Genomic DNA, 16,192 nt, shown 5'->3' with positions numbered 1-16,192 from the left:
GCTCCTGCCTGAACAGAGCCTGCGCTGTCGTGGGAGAGGAGGGGCTCCCGAAAAGGATCACTGGGATTAACGTCTGGTGACGAAAACGTGCGTGGCGACATCACGCGGTAGCTCCGCGAGAGTGTTGTCCGCTTCGTCGTCACCTGTCACCCGCACACCATCGTCGCTCGCCGCGAGCGTCACCTCGCGTCCGGGTTGTATCCCAACTTGCTTGAGTTTAAGCATCACAGCGGGATCGCTTTGCACTTGTTCGCTAATTCGGCGAACCACAACGGGTATATCTCGGGGTCCGGCCAGATCAGCCATCGCGGAGACCGCCTCATATTCCTCCAAACCGGACGCTCCGAGCTCGTCCAGGCCGGGGATGGGGTTCCCGTGCGGGCATTCGGTGGGGTTGTCCAGCAGCTTCACCAGCCGGGCTTCCACCGAGTCGGACATGACGTGCTCCCACCGGCACGCCTCGATGTGGACTTCCTCCCACGGCATGCCGATCACCTGGATCAGCAGGCACTCGGCCAGGCGGTGCTTGCGCATCACCCGGATCGCGAGCGTGCGCCCGAGGTCGGTCATGGTGAGATGCCGGTCGCCCTCCACTTTGACCAGGCCGTCGCGCTCCATCCGCGCCACCGTCTGGCTGACCGTGGGGCCGCTCTGCTGCAGTCGTTCGGCGATGCGCGCGCGCAACGCGACGATGCCTTCCTCTTCCAGCTCGTAGATCGTCCGGAGATACATCTCCGTCGTGTCGATCAGGCCGTGTGCGGTCACAACGTCTTCCTCCCGGTCTGCCCTCGATGCTACGACCTACCAGCGGGTTCAGCCGAACTCAGCGGTGAACCAGTGCACGATTGGCAACGTGCGAGGGATCTGAATCCTTCCACGTCCGGAGACCGCCTCAGGACCGAACCTGATATCGGCGGAACGAGGACACCGACAGCCCCACGATCACCACCGTCACCGCGCACAACAGCCCGCCGCCGACCCAGGCCGGGACGAGCCCGAACGTCGAGGCCGTGGTGCCCGCCCGGAGGTCGCCCAGGCGTGGCCCGCCCGCCACGACCACGAAGAAGACCCCCTGCAACCGGCCGCGCATCTCGTCGGGTGCGTACGTCTGGAGAATGGTCTGCCGCCACACCGCGGAGACGAGGTCCGCGAAGCCGCCGAAGGCCAGCAGCAGCACCATCAGCCAGAGCGCCTGGGCTAACCCGGCGGCGGCCACGGTGAGCCCCCACACCACGATCACGAACGTCAGCGCGAGACCCTGCCGCCGCACCCGGCCCACCCAGCCGGAGAACAGCCCGCCGGCCACCGCCCCCAGTGCGATCGCCGCCGACAGCCAGCCGTAGGCGATGCCGGAGTCGCCGAACCTGATCGCGGTCATCTCCGGATACATGGCCCGGGGCATCGCGAACGCCATCGCGATGATGTCCACCACGAACGACATGAGCACGATCGGCGCGGCCATGATGTAGCGCAGCCCGCCGATCACCGCGCGGAAACCCGGCGCGGTCACCTCGCCGAGCGGCTCCAGCGCCGGCAGCCGCAGCGCCGCGTACAGGCTGGCGGTGAACAGCACCGCGTCGATGAGGTACGCGAAGCCGTACCCGCCGCCCGCGAGGATGACGCCGCCGAGCAGCGGGCCGAGCACCGAGGCGATGCTGCTGAACAGGAAGTTGAGCGTGTTGGCCGCGGGCACCAGCGGGGTGGGCACCAGCCGGGGAATGATCGCGTTGCGGGTCGGCGAGGCGACGGCGAACCCCGTGGACTGTACGGCCACCGCCGCCATGATCACCCACACGTTCTGCAGGGTGAAGGCGTTGACCAGCAGGACGAGCGTGGCCGACCAGCTGATCAGGGAGGCGGCCAGCAGGAGCTTGCGGCGGTCCATGGCGTCGGCGATGGCGCCGCCCCACAGGCCGAAGACGATCAGGGGAACCAGGGCGACCGGGCCGAGCATGCCGACCCAGAACGAGGAGCGGGTCAGCGCGTACACCTCGGCGCTGACGGCCACGGCGGTGAGCTGGAATCCGACGAATGCCACCGCCTGCCCGGTCAGGAGACGGCGGTAATCGGGGATCTGGATCGGCCTGGTGTCGACAAAGTGCCGTTTCAGGAGACCTTTAGCAAAGCTCACGATCACCAAGCCTCCCACGTCAGGAAATGTCCCCCACGATCAGGGGGCGCAACCTAGGGAGCCAGGCGTTCCAGGATCCAGCGGCCGGCGGAGCGGCGGAAGCGGAGGCGGTCGTGCATGCGGTCGGCTTGGCCCTGCCAGAACTCGATCTCGCTCGGGACTATCCGGATGCCACCCCAGAAGTCCGGCACCGGCGGATCCTCCGGCCACCGCGCGGCGAGCTCGGCATACCGCTGGTCGAGTTCCTCCCGGGATCGCACCACGGCCGACTGCCGGGAGGCCCACGCCCCGATGCGCGAGCCGTACGGCCGGGACCGGAAGTAGGCCTCGGTCTCCTCGCGCGCGACCCGCACGGCCGACCCCTCCACCCGGACCTGGCGGCGCATCGCATGCCACGGGAAGACCAGCGACGCGCGCGGGTTCTCGGCCAGATCGCGCCCCTTCCGCGACTCGTAGTTGGTGAAGAACGTGAAACCTTGCTCGTCGAAGCCTTTCAGCAGAACTGTCCGCGCCGAGGGTCTTCCCCCGGCCGAGCTGGTTGCCAGAATCATGGCATTGGGTTCCGGGAGCCCGGCGTCGACCGCGTCGGCGAACCACCTGGTGAACTGCGCCACCGGGTCGTCGGCCACGTCGAGCAGGGGCTCGCCGTTGTAGCTGCGGCGGAGCCCCGCCATGTGCGTCTCGCTGTCCACGAAAAGGTATTCTTGCGCGCTTGGTAGATGTCTGACGCACGACCCCCTACCTGGGACGACGGCGTTTGGGAGGGACCGGGGGCGACCCGCAGGAACGCGAGAGGTTAAATTGACCCGCCGGTATCTCGACATCAAGGCTTTTTGACTTCACAAGAGAGGGAGGCGGCCGAGAGTGTCCGACTTTAAACCCGGGCTCGAAGGCGTGGTAGCTTTCGAGACCGAGATCGCGGAACCGGACAAAGAAGGGGGCGCCCTGCGATACCGGGGCGTCGACATCGAGGAGCTGGTCGGCCGGGTTTCCTACGGGAACGTCTGGGGTCTGCTGGTCGACAACGAGTTCGAGCCGGGCCTCCCCCCGGCGGAACCGTACCCCGTTCCCGTCCATTCCGGTGACATCCGGGTCGACGTGCAGAGCGCTCTGGCCATGCTGGCGCCCGCGTACGGCTTCCGGCCCCTGCTCGACATCGACGACGCCCAGGCCCGCGACGATCTCGCCCGCGCCTCGGTGACGGCGCTGTCGTTCGTCGCCCAGTCCGCCCGTGGCCTCGGCCTGCCGATGGTGCCGCAGCGGCGGGTGGACGAGGCGGAGACCATAGTCGAGCGTTTCATGATCCGCTGGCGGGGCGATCCCGATCCGCGGCACGTCAAGGCCATCGACGCGTACTGGACCTCGGCCGCCGAGCACGGCATGAACGCCTCCACGTTCACCGCGCGGGTGATCGCCTCGACCGGCGCGGACGTGGCCGCGGCCCTGTCCGGCGCGGTGGGGGCCATGTCGGGCCCGCTGCACGGCGGCGCCCCGGCTCGGGTGCTGCACATGATCGAGGGCGTCGAGCAGATGGGCGACGCCCGGAAGTGGGTGCAGAGCGAGCTGGACAAGGGCCAGCGGCTGATGGGCTTCGGGCACCGGGTGTACCGGGCCGAGGACCCGCGGGCCCGGGTGCTGCGGCGGACCGCGAAGGAGCTGGACGCGCCTCGGTACGAGGTGGCGGCGGCGCTGGAGACGGCCGCGCTGGAAGAGTTGCACGCGCGCAAGCCGGACCGGGTGCTCGCCACCAACGTGGAGTACTGGGCCGCGGTCATCCTGGACTTCGCCGACGTCCCCTCGCACATGTTCACTTCGATGTTCACCTGCGCCCGCACGGCCGGCTGGGCCGCCCACATCCTGGAGCAGAAGCGCACGGGCAGGCTCGTCCGCCCCAGCGCGACCTATGTGGGCCCGCCGCTGCGCTCGCTAGCCGACGTCAAGCGCTAATTGTGACCAGCCCGCGGCTCATGGAGTCGCGGGCTCTGTCGTGCAGCTGACGTCGAGTTCGGCGGGATCGGACTTGTTCGAATCCACGGTGCACTTGCCGCGCAGCACCGGGACGGCCTGGCCCCGCTCGCTGGAGAACAGCCACAGCTCCCGGGGCAGCGCGGTGTGAAAGTCGGCGTCGGTGGAGAAGTAGAAGCTCCCGGTCGCACCCTGGATGTGCCCGTCCACCCCAAGCCCGCGCAGGTTGTACGCGACGCTCTGCGCGATGTTCACCGCCGGATCCACGTTGGTGGCCTTGATCTGGTCGATGGCGCTGGTGATCGCCAGGAGCGCGTCGTAGCCCATCCGGGCGTGCACCCGCGACACCGACCGGCCGCGCTCGGGCAGCACGTCCCGGATCCACGCCTCGATCTCCCGCTGGGTGTCGTTGATCGCGCCGGAGCCGTCCTGCTCGGCGCGCGCGTCGTTCAGCGCGATGAAGGAGATCTCGGGGTTGTTGACCGATGATCCGTCGGCCAGGATCTGCGACAGCCGCCCGGTCACCTCGTCCCCGGCGAGCACCCGTACCGCGCCGTCGCACTGGTGTTCCTTGGTGTCCATCAGGGTGCCCAGATAGCTGGAGCGCCCGGTGTAGAAGAGCACCGCCGCGCCGTCCTGGCAGGCCTGGTCGACCTGGGCGGCCAGCTGGTCACCGTCCCGGAAGACGTACTGCCTGGCTTTGGCGTAGAGCGCCCCGGGCCGCTTGGTGAGGCCGTCGGCGAGGTCCTGGCTGTAGAGCTCGCGCTTGAGCTCGTCGACTTCCAGCAGGATGGCGACCTTGTCGGTGGGCACCTTACTGCCGCCGGGCAGGCCCTGCCGCAGCCAGTATTCGGCGGCTTTGGCCTGAGCCGAGTTGGGGGCGGCCATCCGGAAGAAGGACGGGGAGGGCTTCCTGCCGTACACCAGGGGCGTGGTGTCGGCGGTGTTGGTGGTGCTCAGCATCGGCATGTGCGCGTCGCTGAGCAGCCGGATCGCGTCCTGCGTCTCGATACGGCTCCAGGCGAACCCGATCGCCCCCGCGATGTCGGGATCCCCGGCCGCCCGATCCTTGATCATTTGGGCGGCGTACGCGGCGCTGACGAAGTCCTGGCCCGCGTTGGCGAACTCCACCCTGATCTGCCAGCTGTGCAGCCGGTTGTAGGCCAGCTGCAGGGCGGCGATCCCGGCCAGCTCCCCCATCGAGCCGCTGATCTGGTCGCCGCCACTCCGGTTGGTGGTCAGCGGGCCCAGGTAGAAGACCGTGATCACCCGCTGGTTGTCCTCGACGTCGCGGTTCTGCCGCTGGATCCGCTCCAGGACGGGAGCCAGCAGCGGGTCGGGGTCGATCTCGTTCAGGTCGTCGCTGAGGCCGACGCACTGCCCGGCGACCTCGCGCAGCCCGCCGCCGCAGCCGATCCAGGTTCGGCCCACCACCGCGAGCGGCCCGAAGGCCAGCAGCGCGACCACCGCCCAGTAGCCGAAGGCCCGCAGCGGCGTGGGGCGAAATACCCCTATGTCGGAGAGTTCAGACTCATTCACGGTGACCGGGATGAAGAGGTCGGGCACCTGGGCTCGCCAGTCGTCGATCGCTTCGGGGAGGCGTTCCAGCGGCCGTACCGGTGGGGTGGCCGGGAGCGGCGCGTCTCCGGCGGCGAGCACGAGCATCGGCGGATATATGCCGGTATCGGCGATGACATCGCGCATCACGCTCAGGAAGCGTGTTCCCCCGGTGCCCGGTTCCGCCAGGACCAGCAGGCAGTACCAGCCGCGGCCCCAGCTCGGCCAGGGGATGAACCACTTCTGGTACGCCTGCCGCAGATCCTGGAACATCGCGTACACCAGCAGTTCGTCCAGGTCGGGGACGGCGGCCAGGCGGAGCGCGTACTTGTGGCGGCTTTCGAAGCGTTTACGGCGAAGATTCTCGTAGCGGTGGCGGCGAAACCACCCGGAGAAGAAGGTGCCCCTGATCGACAACGCGGCCTGCACCGCGGTGCCAGCGGCGGCCACGATCAGACCAACCACCCAGGGGATGAGCGAGAGCAGATCGACGACATCCCACCCGGCCAGCAGCGCCACGGCCATGCCGAGCGGCACCCAGGTGGTGGCGGCCCGGACGACGAAGTCGGCGGCGGTCCGCCGGACCCGGCGCTCGCCGTAGCGTTCCCAGCGCCATTTCCGGTAGCGGGCACGGAACTCGTCCTGGCCCTTGCGCGACTCGGGCGCGGGCGGCCAGACCCCGGTCCAGTCCTCCGGTCGTAACGCACGCTGCTCCCGCGCCCACAGCACGAACTGCGCCAGCGGAAACCGCGGCGCCGGCAGGAACGACCCGCCGACCGACGCGCCCAGATCCCCGTTCTCCCCCGCCAGCGCGTTGACCAGCGCCGCGACGTCCTTGAGCTCCTCCCCGGCCGGTGCCGCGTACGGCAGGCTCCCCTTGAACGGCTCCGCCAGCGCGAGCGCGGCGGCCGGGGACTGCTCGCCGACCAGCAGGAGCACCGGCAACGCGGGATCCCGCCGCCAGAACGAGGGCCGCCGCAGGAGCCCCTCCAGCACCCCGTGCAGTCGCCGCTGATCCGCCGCGATCATCCGCATCCTTCCGCTCAACCCTTATTCAATTTACCCCCAATTCCGATTAGGGGTAAATTGCCAGATAACTCCCCTTAAGGGTTTATTGTCAACCGATGTCCCTTGAGTCGCGAAAGTTACGGATTACATAATTCCCGGACAAATGCCGCTAAGCCACAGGAGCCTCGATGGCCGAGCACGGACCGGACCGGGGAGTGAGCCGGCGGGGATTTCTCGCCGGCCTGGGCGCGGGAGCTGGGGCGCTGACCTTGGCCCCAGCCGAAGCGATAGCCAGGACAGTCACCACGCAGGCAGGCGGAACGGCGGTCCCGCCCGACCGTTTCGGACGTATCTTCACCCTGCCGCCGTTCGCCGATTTCAACCCGCCCAGCCTGCGAAACGCCCTGGTGGAAATGGGCCGCCCGGGCGGCATCGTGGACGCCAAGGACCCGCTGGCGGAAGGCCCGATCCGGCTGATCACGAACCCCGAACTCAGCCCTAACAATCTCGACAATGCCACCCACACGGCGGGTGTCACCTTCCTCGGCCAGTTCCTCGACCACGACATGACGTTCGACCGGTCCTCCCCGCTCGGCACGGTGACCGCGCCGGAGGCGACCCCCAACACCCGAACGCCCGGCCTGGACCTGGACTCGGTCTACGGCCGGGGCCCGGTCGCCGACCCGCAGCTCTACAACCCCGCCGACACCGCCAAGCTCAAGGTCGAGAGCGGCGGCCTGTTCGAGGACCTGCCCCGGATGGCCAACGGCCAGGCCATCATCGGCGACCCCCGCAACGACGAGAACCTGATCATCTCCGGCCTGCACTGCGCGTTCCTGCTGTTCCACAACCGGGTGGTCGACCACCTGCGCGCCCAGGGCCAGGGCGCGAACGTCTTCGCCGCCGCCCAGCAGCTGGTCCGCTGGCACTACCAGTGGATCATCCTGCACGAGTTCCTGCCCCTGGTCATCGGCCAGGACGTGGTCAACGCGATCCTCACCGGCGGGCGCCGGTTCTACCGGCCCGCGCCCGGCCAGCAGTTCATCCCGGTGGAGTTCCAGGGCGCCTGCTACCGGTTCGGGCACAGCATGGTACGGCCGTCCTACCGCGCCAACCTGGCCGGCAACAGCGACGGCTCGGCGTTCTTCGGCTTCATCTTCGACCCGGCCGGGCTGGGCCAAGCCGACCCCGTGGACCTGCGCGGCGGAGCCAGGGCGCCGCGGCGCTTCATCGGCTGGCAGACCTTCTTCGACTTCGGCGACGGCCAGGTCCGGCCCAACAAGCGCATCGACACCAAGATCTCGACCCCGCTGTTCAACCTGCCGCTGGCCGCGATCGCGTCCGGCGACCCGCCCACCTCGCTGGTGCAGCGCAACCTGCTGCGCCACGTGACCTGGTCGATCCCGTCCGGGCAGAACATCGCGCGGGCGATCGGCGTCCCGGCTCTGGAGTCCCAGCATTTCCCGGAGCTGCAGGCACTCGGGCACGGCCTGCCCGCCAGCACCCCGCTCTGGTACTACATCCTCAAGGAGGCCGAGGTCGCGGGCGGCCTGAAGCTGGCCGGCGTGGGCGCCCGCATCGTCGGCGAGGTCTTCATCGGCCTGCTCCAGCTCGACAACGCCTCCTACCTGCGCACCAACCCGTCCTGGGTGCCGACCCTGCCCCGGCGCTCGGGCGGCGCCGGCGACTTCCGCATGGTCGACCTGCTCACCTTCGCCCGGGTCGATCCCACCAGCCGCGGCCAGTAGCTCAGCCCGGCACCAGGCCCTGGCGGTAGGCGTTCGTCAGGGCCTCCGGCCGGTTGCGGGCCCCCAGCTTGCGGAACAGGCGGCCCTGGGTGTTCTCCACGGTCTTGACCGAGATGCCGAGGGAGCGGGCGGTCTGCTGGAGGGTGTGGCCGGTGGCGATCGAGTCGAGGATGTCGCGTTCCCTGGCGCTCAGCTCCGGCGAGGGACCGGCGGGGAGGTGGGTGCCCGCCATGATCACGTAGCCGTGGGCGACCATGGCCAGGGTCGTGCACAGCAGGTCGGGCACGTCCTCCAGCCAGACCAGGGCGCGGGCGCCGTACCGCATGGCCTCCCGGACGAGGCCGTCGCCTGGCCGTACCGACGGGATCACCACCACCGGGGCGCGGAATCGGGCGGTGGCCTGCCAGTCGGGCGGGGCCGGATCCATCAGCACGGTGATGAACCGGCCCCGCCAGCGCCACAGGGCGGGGTCCAGTTCGGGCGTCAGCACGAACGGGCGGCCGTGGCCGAGCAGGGCCTGGGTGACCTGGTCCACCGGCGCGCCCGGCCGGGCGTGCACGACCACCATCTCGGCTTCGTCCCGATCCTTCGGCGGGGTGTCGAACAGGCCCAGCGCGATGGCCTGCGAGACCGCCTGGCTCTGGTGGGTGACGCCGAGCTTGGCGTAGATGCGACGTTTGTGGCTCTCCACCGTGGACGCGCTGATCCCGAGTTGCGCGGCGATGTGCTTCGCGCTGCTGCCCGCGCCGATCAACGAGAGCACGGTGAGTTCGCGCTCGGAGAGGGTGCCACCGGAATCGGCCATATGCGTGATCTCACACTTCGCTAGGGCGGAGTGGGAGCGACTCCTCATGCCGAACAATGGGAGCTGCGGTCCGTTACGTCAAGGGGGAGCTCCATCTCAGGATTCGGACCCGGGTCCGGACCACCGCACCCCCTCAGTAGGCTTGGTTGAGTGGCTGACATCGTGATTCCCGCTGACCTCAAGCCCGCCGACGGCCGCTTCGGCTGCGGGCCTTCCAAGGTGCGTCCCGAGCAGCTGGCGGCCCTCGCCGGGCCGGGCGCGAGCCTGATGGGCACCTCGCACCGCCAGCAGCCGGTCAAGAACCTCGTGGCCCGGATCCGCTCCGGCCTCGCCGACCTGTTCTCGCTGCCCGAGGGCTACCAGGTCGTGCTCGGCAACGGCGGCACCACCGCGTTCTGGGACATCGCGGCGCACGGTCTGATCCGGGAGAAGTCCCAGCACCTGCACTTCGGCGAGTTCTCGTCCAAGTTCGGCGCGGTCGTCAAGAAGGCCCCCTGGCTGGCCGATCCTTCGGTCATCTCCGCCGCGGTCGGCAGCCACCCGCTGCCGGTCGAGGAGCCCGGCGTGGACGTCTACGCGCTGACCCACAACGAGACCTCCACCGGCGTGGCCATGCCGATCTCCCGGGTCGGCTCGGGCGACGCGCTGGTCCTGGTGGACGCCACCAGCGGCGCGGGCGGCCTGCCGGTCGCCGCCGGGGACTTCGACGTCTACTACTTCGCGCCGCAGAAGAGCTTCGCCTCCGACGGCGGCCTCTGGCTGGGCCTGTTCTCCCCGGCCGCGCTGGCCCGGGTCGAGGAGATCGCCGCGTCCGGGCGATACATCCCCGAGTTCTTCAGCCTGCCGACCGCGATCGACAACTCGGCCAAGGACCAGACCTACAACACGCCCGCCGTGGCGACGCTGTTCCTGCTGGCCGACCAGATCGAGTGGATGAACGGCAACGGCGGCCTGGCCTGGACCACCGCCAGGACCGCCGACTCGGCGTCCCGGCTCTACACCTGGGCCGACAAGACCGCCTACACCGCGCCGTTCGTGGCCGACCCGGCGCAGCGCTCGAACGTGGTCGGCACGATCGACTTCGACGACTCGGTGAACGCCGACGCGGTGGCCAAGGCGCTGCGCGCCAACGGCATCGTGGACACCGAGCCCTACCGCAAGCTGGGCCGCAACCAGCTGCGGGTGGCCATGTTCCCGGCCATCGACCCGGCCGACGTCGAAGCGCTCACGGTCTGCGTCGACTACGTCGTCGAGCGGCTCTAGTCGCCCTGACCGGGCGGGGGCACCCAGCCGGGCGGTTGCTCGGCCGGACCTCGCCCGGCCCGGCGGGCCAGCTCGTCCAGCAGGCGCAGGGCGTCGTCCAGATCGACGCTCTGCGCGAACCTGCTCAGCACCGGCGACCGGTCCGGGCTCTCGGCCAGCGCGTCCAGCATCAGCTCGGTGAGGTGCTCGGCGCGCGAGCGGGCCGCGCCGTAGCGGAACGCCTTACGCTCCGGGGCCCTGCTCAGCAGGCCCTTGCGGACCAGCCGCTCGGCCACCGTCTGGATCGTGGTGTACGCCAGCGGCTTCTCGGCGCCGTCGTTGAGCTGCTCCTGGATCTCACGGATGAGCAGGGATTTCTTGGCGTCCCAGATCACGTCCATGATCGCACGCTCCAGGGGGCCCAAATTCACAAGAACAATTGTGTCAGTACTCCCGCCTGCGGCGCAGCAGCCAGGCCGCCAGGACTCCGCCGATCAGGCCGAACAGGTGGCCCTGCCAGGAGATTCCCTCCTCGCCGGGCAGAATCCCGAAAATAATCGAGTAGTACATGACCGCGACGACTACGGCCAGCACGATGTCGAGAATCCGGCGGTCGAATAGCCCGCGCCCCACGACATAACCGAAATAGCCGAATACCAGCCCGCTGGCGCCGATCGTCACCGTGTTCGGCGGGGCGATCAGCCAGACGCCCAGGCCGCTCACCACGATGATGATCAGGCTCACGCCCAGGAACCGGCCCACTCCCCGGATCGCGGCCAGGAACCCCAGGATCAGCAGCGGCAGCGAGTTCGCGATCAGGTGCGGGAAGCCCGCGTGCAGGAACGGCGCGGCGAAGATGCCGACCAGGCCGTCCGGGTCCCGGGCCACGATGCCATACCGGTCCAGGGCGCCGTCCTGGAGGTAGTCGACGATTTCCAGCGCCCACATGCCGCCGACCAGGAACAGCATGACGATGACGCTGCCGAGGGCCCCGGACAGCAGGCTGGCCGTGCGCTCCCGGGGGGTCGGGTTGTTGAGGGGGAGTCCGTCGCTCATGCCTTTACCGTACGCAGTTCCAGCCATGAGCGCGGACTACCTATTGATTGCGATGCTGCGCATCGCGGTTCGGCTGCTCAACCCCGGTGTCTTCCCTCGTCGCTTCGCTCCTCAGTCCAGACACCGGCGCAGCCTCACGGGGTTCCCGAGCTACTCGCCCCGCCAATTGGGCGCGCGCTTTTCAGCGAAAGCCGCCGCGCCCTCCATCGCGTCCTTCGAGCCGAAGACCGGATTGACGATCTCGCTCTGCTTGGCGAACATCTCCTCCTGCGACCAATCCTGGGACTCCAGGACGATCCTCTTGGTCGCCGTCAGCGCCAGCGGCGCGTTCTCCGCGATCTTCTTGGCCAGCTCCAGCGCGCCCGCCAGCGCTCCCCCGGCCGGCGTGACCCGGTTCACCAGGCCCAGCTCGTACAGGCGCGCCGCCGGATAGTGATCGCCGGTGAGCGCGATCTCCATCGCCGCATGGTACGGGATGCGCCGCGGCAACCGCATGATCCCGCCGGCGGCGGCCACCAGACCACGCTTGGGCTCCGGCAGCCCGAACTTGGCCTCCTCCGACGCCACGATCAGGTCGCAGGCCAGGGCCAGCTCGAAGCCGCCCGCGAGCGCGTACCCCTCGACAGCCGCGATCAGCGGCTTCTTGGGCGGCGATTCCACCAGACCGCCGAACCCGCGGCCCTCCAGCGCCGGGAAGTCCCCGGCCAGGAAGCCCTTCAGGTCCATCCCCGAGCAGAACGTGCCGCCCGCGCCGGTGAGGACCAGGGCGGAGACGTCCACCTGGGCGTCCAGCTCGTCCACGGCCGCGGCGATGCCGCGCGCCACCGCGCCGTTGACCGCGTTCCTCGCCTTCGGCCGGTTGATCGTGATGACGGCCACGCCGCCGTCGGTTTCTACCAGAACCTCGTCAGACACGAGACCTCTCCAAGGCTTGGGTTACTTCGGCTGGAATCGGATGCCGCCATCGAAGCGGATGACTTCACCGTTCATGTAGTCGTTCTCTACCAGGGCCCGGACCAGGTGGCCGAACTCCGACGCGCGGCCCATGCGCTTGGGGAACGGCACCGGCGCGGACAGCTGCGCCTTGAACGCGTCCGACTCGGGCCCGGAGCCGTAGATCGGGGTGTCGATGATGCCCGGGCAGATCGTCAACACCCGGACCCCGATGGCGGCCAGGTCGCGGGCGGCGGGCAGCGTCATGCCGATGATGCCGCCCTTCGACGCCGAGTAGGCCACCTGCCCCGTCTGGCCCTCGATCCCGGCGACCGACGCCGTGTTGATGACCACGCCGCGCGCCTTGTCCTCCCCCACCGGCTCGGTCTTGGCGATGGCGGCCGCGCCGATCCGCATCAGGTTGAAGGTCCCGATCAGGTTGACGTCGATCACTTTGCGATATGAGGCGAGGTCGTGCGGCGAGCCGTCCCGGTTCACCGTCCGGGAGGCCCAGCCGATCCCGGCACTGTTGATCACCGCGCGCAACGGCTTGCCGGTCGCCACCGCGGCGTCCACCGCGGCCTGTACGGAGGCCTCGTCCGAAACGTCCGTGCGGACGAACACGCCCCCGAGCTCGTCGGCCAGCGCCTTGCCGCGCTCCTCGTTCAGGTCGGCGATGACCACGGTCGCGCCGATGCCCGCCAGTTCCCTGGCTGTGGCCTCGCCGAGACCGCTCGCACCGCCCGAGATGATTGCTGCTGCATCCTTCAGGTCCATAGCCGGACCCTAACCCGCCAACCGAATGAAGTTCTACTCGGGGTGCCCCAAAATGGCCGTGTCGACATCCGGGTAGACCTTGATCCGCCGATCCAGCCCCGTGGTCCGCAGGATCCGGGCCACCGGCGCCTGGGGCGCGGCCAGCGTCACCCCGCCGCCCTCGCTCGTGGCCAGCCGCCACGCCTCGATCAGCACGCTCAACCCGCTCGAATCCATGAACGACAGCGAGGTGAGGTCGAGCACCAGGATGGCGCCATCCTGCTTGATGGCGTCGCGGACCTCATCGCGCAGGAAGGGTGCGGTGAACAGATCGAGTTCGCCCTCGACAGCCACCACGACGGCGCCGGAGAGCGACCTCCGCGCGAGCCGCAGCTTCATAGGAACCTCCTCCGCGAGCCCCACTTTACTTCCGCATCACCCTCAGTCATGTCCCCGTGGAAGGGATCGCGAATCCGTAGGGGAGCTCGAGGCGGTGGGCGGTCAGGAGGGACTCGTTGGCGAGGATGTCGCGGGTGGGGCCGTCGGCGGCGATGACTCCGTCGCTGAGGATGAGGGCGCGTTCGCACAGTTCGAGGGCGTAGGGGAGATCGTGAGTGACCATCAGCACGGTCACGTCTAGATTTTTCAGGATCTGGGCGAGCTCGCGGCGGGAGGCGGGGTCGAGGTTGGAGGACGGTTCGTCGAGGACCAGGATTTCGGGGTCCATGGCGAGGACGGTGGCCACGGCGACGCGCCTGCGCTGGCCGAAGGAGAGGTGGTGCGGGGGGCGGTCGATGGCGTCGAGCATGCCGACGCGGGTGAGGGCGTCGGTGACCTTGTGGTCGAGTTCGGCCCCGCGGACGCCCATGTTGGCCGGGCCGAAGGCGACGTCCTCGCGGACGGTCGGCATGAAGAGCTGGTCGTCGGGGTCCTGGAAGACCAGGCCGACCCGGCGCCTGATCTCCTGGAGGTTCTCCTTGCCGACCTGGAGGCCCGCCACCCGGACGGTTCCGTGCCCGGCCGTGAGGATCCCGTTCAGGTGCATGACCAGGGTGGTCTTGCCCGCGCCGTTCGGGCCGAGCAGGGCCACCCGCTCGCCGCGGGAGATCCGCAGGTCGACCCCGAACAGGGCCTGGGTCCCGTCGGGGTAGGCGTAGGCGAGATCCCGTACTTCCAGCGTCATGAAATGAACAGTAAGGCCGCCGCCGCGACAGGGAGCGCGCCCGCGAACAACCACTGGCGAACGTCCGCGGAAATATCGCGATAAACGGGCATTGTGCCGGTGTAGCCCCTGCTCAGCATGGCCAGGTGCACCCGTTCGCCCCGCTCGTACGACCGGATGAAGAGCGCGCCCGCCGATTTGGCCAGGATCGGGGCCTGCCGGAGGTCCCTGGCCTGGAAGCCGCGCGACTCGCGGGCGACCTTCATCCGGCGCATGGCGTCGAGCACCACGTCCAGGTAGCGGAGCATGAACGTGGCGATCTGCACGAGCAGCTGGGGCATGCGCAGCCGCTGGGCGCCCAGCAGCATGCTGCGGGGTTCGGTGGTGGCCGCGAGCAGGATGGAGGCGATCACGCCGAGGGTGGCCTTGGCGAGGATGTTCCAGCTCGCCCACAGGCCGTCCACGCTGAGCGAGACGCCCCAGATCGAGATGCGCTCGCCCAGACCGATGACCGGGATCGCGAACGCGAAGAGCACGAACGGCAGCTCGACCACCATGCGCCGGAGCACGAACCCGGGCGAAACCCTGGCGACCGCGGCGACCGCCGCCAATAGTAGGAGATATCCGCCGAAGGCCAGGAATCGTTCCCTTGGGGTGGCCACGACGACGATCGCGAACGCGGCCACCGCCAGCAGTTTGCACTGCGGCGGCAGCCGGTGCACGAGGGTGTCCCCCGGGCGGTAGAGCTGGTGGTGGTGTCCGGCGCCCACTTACGTGGTGACCTTGCGCTTTCGCCGGACAAGGTAGGCGATGCCCAGGCCGACGGCGAGCGTGATCAGCACGCCGAGCACGCCCGCGACCCCGACCGGGATGCCACCGACGTCGCCGTAGTCGGCCAGCGCGGACCCGCCGAACAGATGGTCACTGGCCTGGCCGAGGAAGCCCTTGTCCTCGGCGACCCGCTCCAGACCGTCGGGGGAACTCGACGCGAAGAAGCTGACGACCCCGGCCAGCAGCAGCGACACGATCCCCGCGCCCACCAGGAACGGCCGGATCGGCTTGGCCTCGGGTCCCCGCGGCGCTTCCACGACTCGTTCGCCGTCCGCCGTCCTGAGGACGAGGGGCTTGGTCAGGCCGCGCGCGCCGTACACGAGATCGGGGCGGACGGCCAGCACGCTGCTGACCGTCACGGCGGTGATCAGTCCCTCGCCGATGCCGATGAGCACATGCGTGCCACCCATAGCGGCGGCCACGGCGCCCGCGTCGATCGGCGCGGTCCCGCCGATCGCGAACAGCGCCGCGAAGGCCAGCGCCGCGACCGGCACCGACACCAGCGCCGCCACGAACGAGCCGGCCACGATCGCCGTCCGGTTGGGCGCCACCCGCACGATCAGGCGGAAGACCCCCCACGCGACGGCGGCCGTCACGATCCCCATCAGGGTGATGTTGATGCCGAGCGCGGTCAGCCCGCCGTCGGCGAAGAAGAACCCCTGCACGAGCAGGACAACCGCCACACAGAGGACCGCGGTATACGGCCCGACCAATATCGCGGCCAGCGCACCCCCCAGGAGGTGACCGCTGGTCCCCGCCGCGACCGGGAAGTTGAGCATCTGGACGGCGAAAATGAAGGCGGCCACCAGCCCCGCCATCGGCGCGGTGCGATCGTCAAGCTCCTGCTTGGCGTTGCGCAGCGCGACGCTCACTCCGGCGGCGGCCACCACGGCCGCCCCTATCGACACGGATGCGGTAAAGAACCCATCGGGCACATGCACGGCCATACCTCCGCGTATTACTGAACCTTGCCCACAAGGCTAGAGCAGTTGCAAATA

Annotated in this window: 16 protein-coding genes; 3 read left to right on the top strand and 13 right to left on the bottom strand. The window is 69.3% G+C overall.

Annotated elements, in window-relative coordinates; genetic code table 11:
* Positions 1 to 66: 66 nt before the first annotated feature.
* The 3 genes from Amac_RS41075 to pdxH form a co-directional block, all read right to left on the bottom strand.
* A complete protein-coding gene (locus Amac_RS41075) occupies positions 67 to 765 on the bottom strand; it encodes an iron-dependent transcriptional repressor DtxR (RefSeq protein ID WP_155359840.1) in 699 nt (232 codons plus the stop codon).
* Between the two features lie 127 nt (positions 766 to 892).
* Positions 893 to 2,131 carry an MFS transporter gene (locus Amac_RS41070; protein WP_155359839.1) on the bottom strand — a complete coding sequence of 413 codons (1,239 nt, stop codon included), beginning with the start codon at positions 2,129 to 2,131 and terminating at the stop codon, positions 893 to 895.
* A 53-nt stretch (positions 2,132 to 2,184) separates the two neighbouring features.
* Positions 2,185 to 2,805, bottom strand: a complete 621-nt coding sequence (gene pdxH, locus Amac_RS41065; protein WP_155359871.1) for a pyridoxamine 5'-phosphate oxidase — start codon at positions 2,803 to 2,805, stop codon at positions 2,185 to 2,187.
* 190 nt (positions 2,806 to 2,995) lie between these two features.
* On the opposite strand from pdxH, the gene Amac_RS41060 reads away from it, so the two are divergent.
* Positions 2,996 to 4,078, top strand: a complete 1,083-nt coding sequence (locus Amac_RS41060) for a citrate synthase 2 (protein ID WP_155359838.1) — start codon at positions 2,996 to 2,998, stop codon at positions 4,076 to 4,078.
* Positions 4,079 to 4,096: 18 nt separating this feature from the next.
* Here the strand turns inward: Amac_RS41060 and Amac_RS41055 are convergent, their stop codons facing one another.
* Positions 4,097 to 6,682 (bottom strand): ABC transporter substrate-binding protein, encoded by a 2,586-nt coding sequence (locus tag Amac_RS41055; RefSeq protein ID WP_155359837.1) that lies wholly within the window; start codon positions 6,680 to 6,682, stop codon positions 4,097 to 4,099.
* 167 nt (positions 6,683 to 6,849) lie between these two features.
* Here Amac_RS41055 and Amac_RS41050 point away from each other — a divergent pair, with 167 nt between their 5' ends.
* A complete protein-coding gene (locus tag Amac_RS41050) occupies positions 6,850 to 8,409 on the top strand; it encodes a peroxidase family protein (RefSeq protein WP_155359836.1) in 1,560 nt (519 codons plus the stop codon).
* A 1-nt stretch (position 8,410) separates the two neighbouring features.
* Here Amac_RS41050 and Amac_RS41045 read toward each other — a convergent pair whose 3' ends face one another.
* Complete coding sequence (locus Amac_RS41045) at positions 8,411 to 9,214, bottom strand: LuxR C-terminal-related transcriptional regulator (RefSeq protein WP_218041594.1); 804 nt, start codon at positions 9,212 to 9,214, stop codon at positions 8,411 to 8,413.
* Positions 9,215 to 9,364: 150 nt separating this feature from the next.
* On the opposite strand from Amac_RS41045, the gene serC reads away from it, so the two are divergent.
* Positions 9,365 to 10,477: a phosphoserine transaminase gene (gene serC, locus Amac_RS41040; RefSeq protein ID WP_155359834.1), complete on the top strand. Its 1,113-nt coding sequence runs from the start codon at positions 9,365 to 9,367 to the stop codon at positions 10,475 to 10,477.
* Here the strand turns inward: serC and Amac_RS41035 are convergent.
* The 8 genes from Amac_RS41035 to Amac_RS41000 form a co-directional block, all read right to left on the bottom strand.
* On the bottom strand, positions 10,474 to 10,887 hold the full coding sequence (locus Amac_RS41035; RefSeq protein ID WP_155359833.1) for a BlaI/MecI/CopY family transcriptional regulator: 414 nt from the start codon (positions 10,885 to 10,887) through the stop codon (positions 10,474 to 10,476). The genes serC and Amac_RS41035 overlap by 4 nt on opposite strands.
* A 13-nt stretch (positions 10,888 to 10,900) precedes the next feature.
* Positions 10,901 to 11,512, bottom strand: coding sequence for a rhomboid family intramembrane serine protease (locus Amac_RS41030; RefSeq protein WP_155359832.1), 612 nt, complete (start codon positions 11,510 to 11,512; stop codon positions 10,901 to 10,903).
* Between the two features lie 150 nt (positions 11,513 to 11,662).
* Positions 11,663 to 12,427 carry a crotonase/enoyl-CoA hydratase family protein gene (locus Amac_RS41025; RefSeq protein WP_155359831.1) on the bottom strand — a complete coding sequence of 255 codons (765 nt, stop codon included), beginning with the start codon at positions 12,425 to 12,427 and terminating at the stop codon, positions 11,663 to 11,665.
* A 21-nt stretch (positions 12,428 to 12,448) separates the two neighbouring features.
* Positions 12,449 to 13,222, bottom strand: a complete 774-nt coding sequence (locus tag Amac_RS41020; RefSeq protein WP_155359830.1) for an SDR family NAD(P)-dependent oxidoreductase — start codon at positions 13,220 to 13,222, stop codon at positions 12,449 to 12,451.
* A 33-nt stretch (positions 13,223 to 13,255) separates the two neighbouring features.
* Entirely contained in the window at positions 13,256 to 13,600 is a 345-nt protein-coding gene (locus Amac_RS41015) for an STAS domain-containing protein (protein ID WP_155343378.1), read from the bottom strand.
* 46 nt (positions 13,601 to 13,646) lie between these two features.
* Positions 13,647 to 14,384, bottom strand: coding sequence for an energy-coupling factor ABC transporter ATP-binding protein (locus Amac_RS41010; RefSeq protein WP_155359829.1), 738 nt, complete (start codon positions 14,382 to 14,384; stop codon positions 13,647 to 13,649).
* Positions 14,381 to 15,133, bottom strand: coding sequence for a cobalt ECF transporter T component CbiQ (gene cbiQ / locus Amac_RS41005; RefSeq protein WP_155359828.1), 753 nt, complete (start codon positions 15,131 to 15,133; stop codon positions 14,381 to 14,383). The genes Amac_RS41010 and cbiQ overlap by 4 nt, the downstream gene beginning before the upstream one ends.
* A complete protein-coding gene (locus Amac_RS41000) occupies positions 15,134 to 16,141 on the bottom strand; it encodes an energy-coupling factor ABC transporter permease (RefSeq protein ID WP_281356398.1) in 1,008 nt (335 codons plus the stop codon).
* Positions 16,142 to 16,192 lie beyond the last annotated feature (51 nt).

This window comes from Acrocarpospora macrocephala (assembly GCF_009687865.1).
GTDB lineage: Bacteria > Actinomycetota > Actinomycetes > Streptosporangiales > Streptosporangiaceae > Acrocarpospora > Acrocarpospora macrocephala.
Note: the sequence above shows the minus strand (reverse complement) of the source record. Positions and strands in the feature narration are given on the sequence as shown.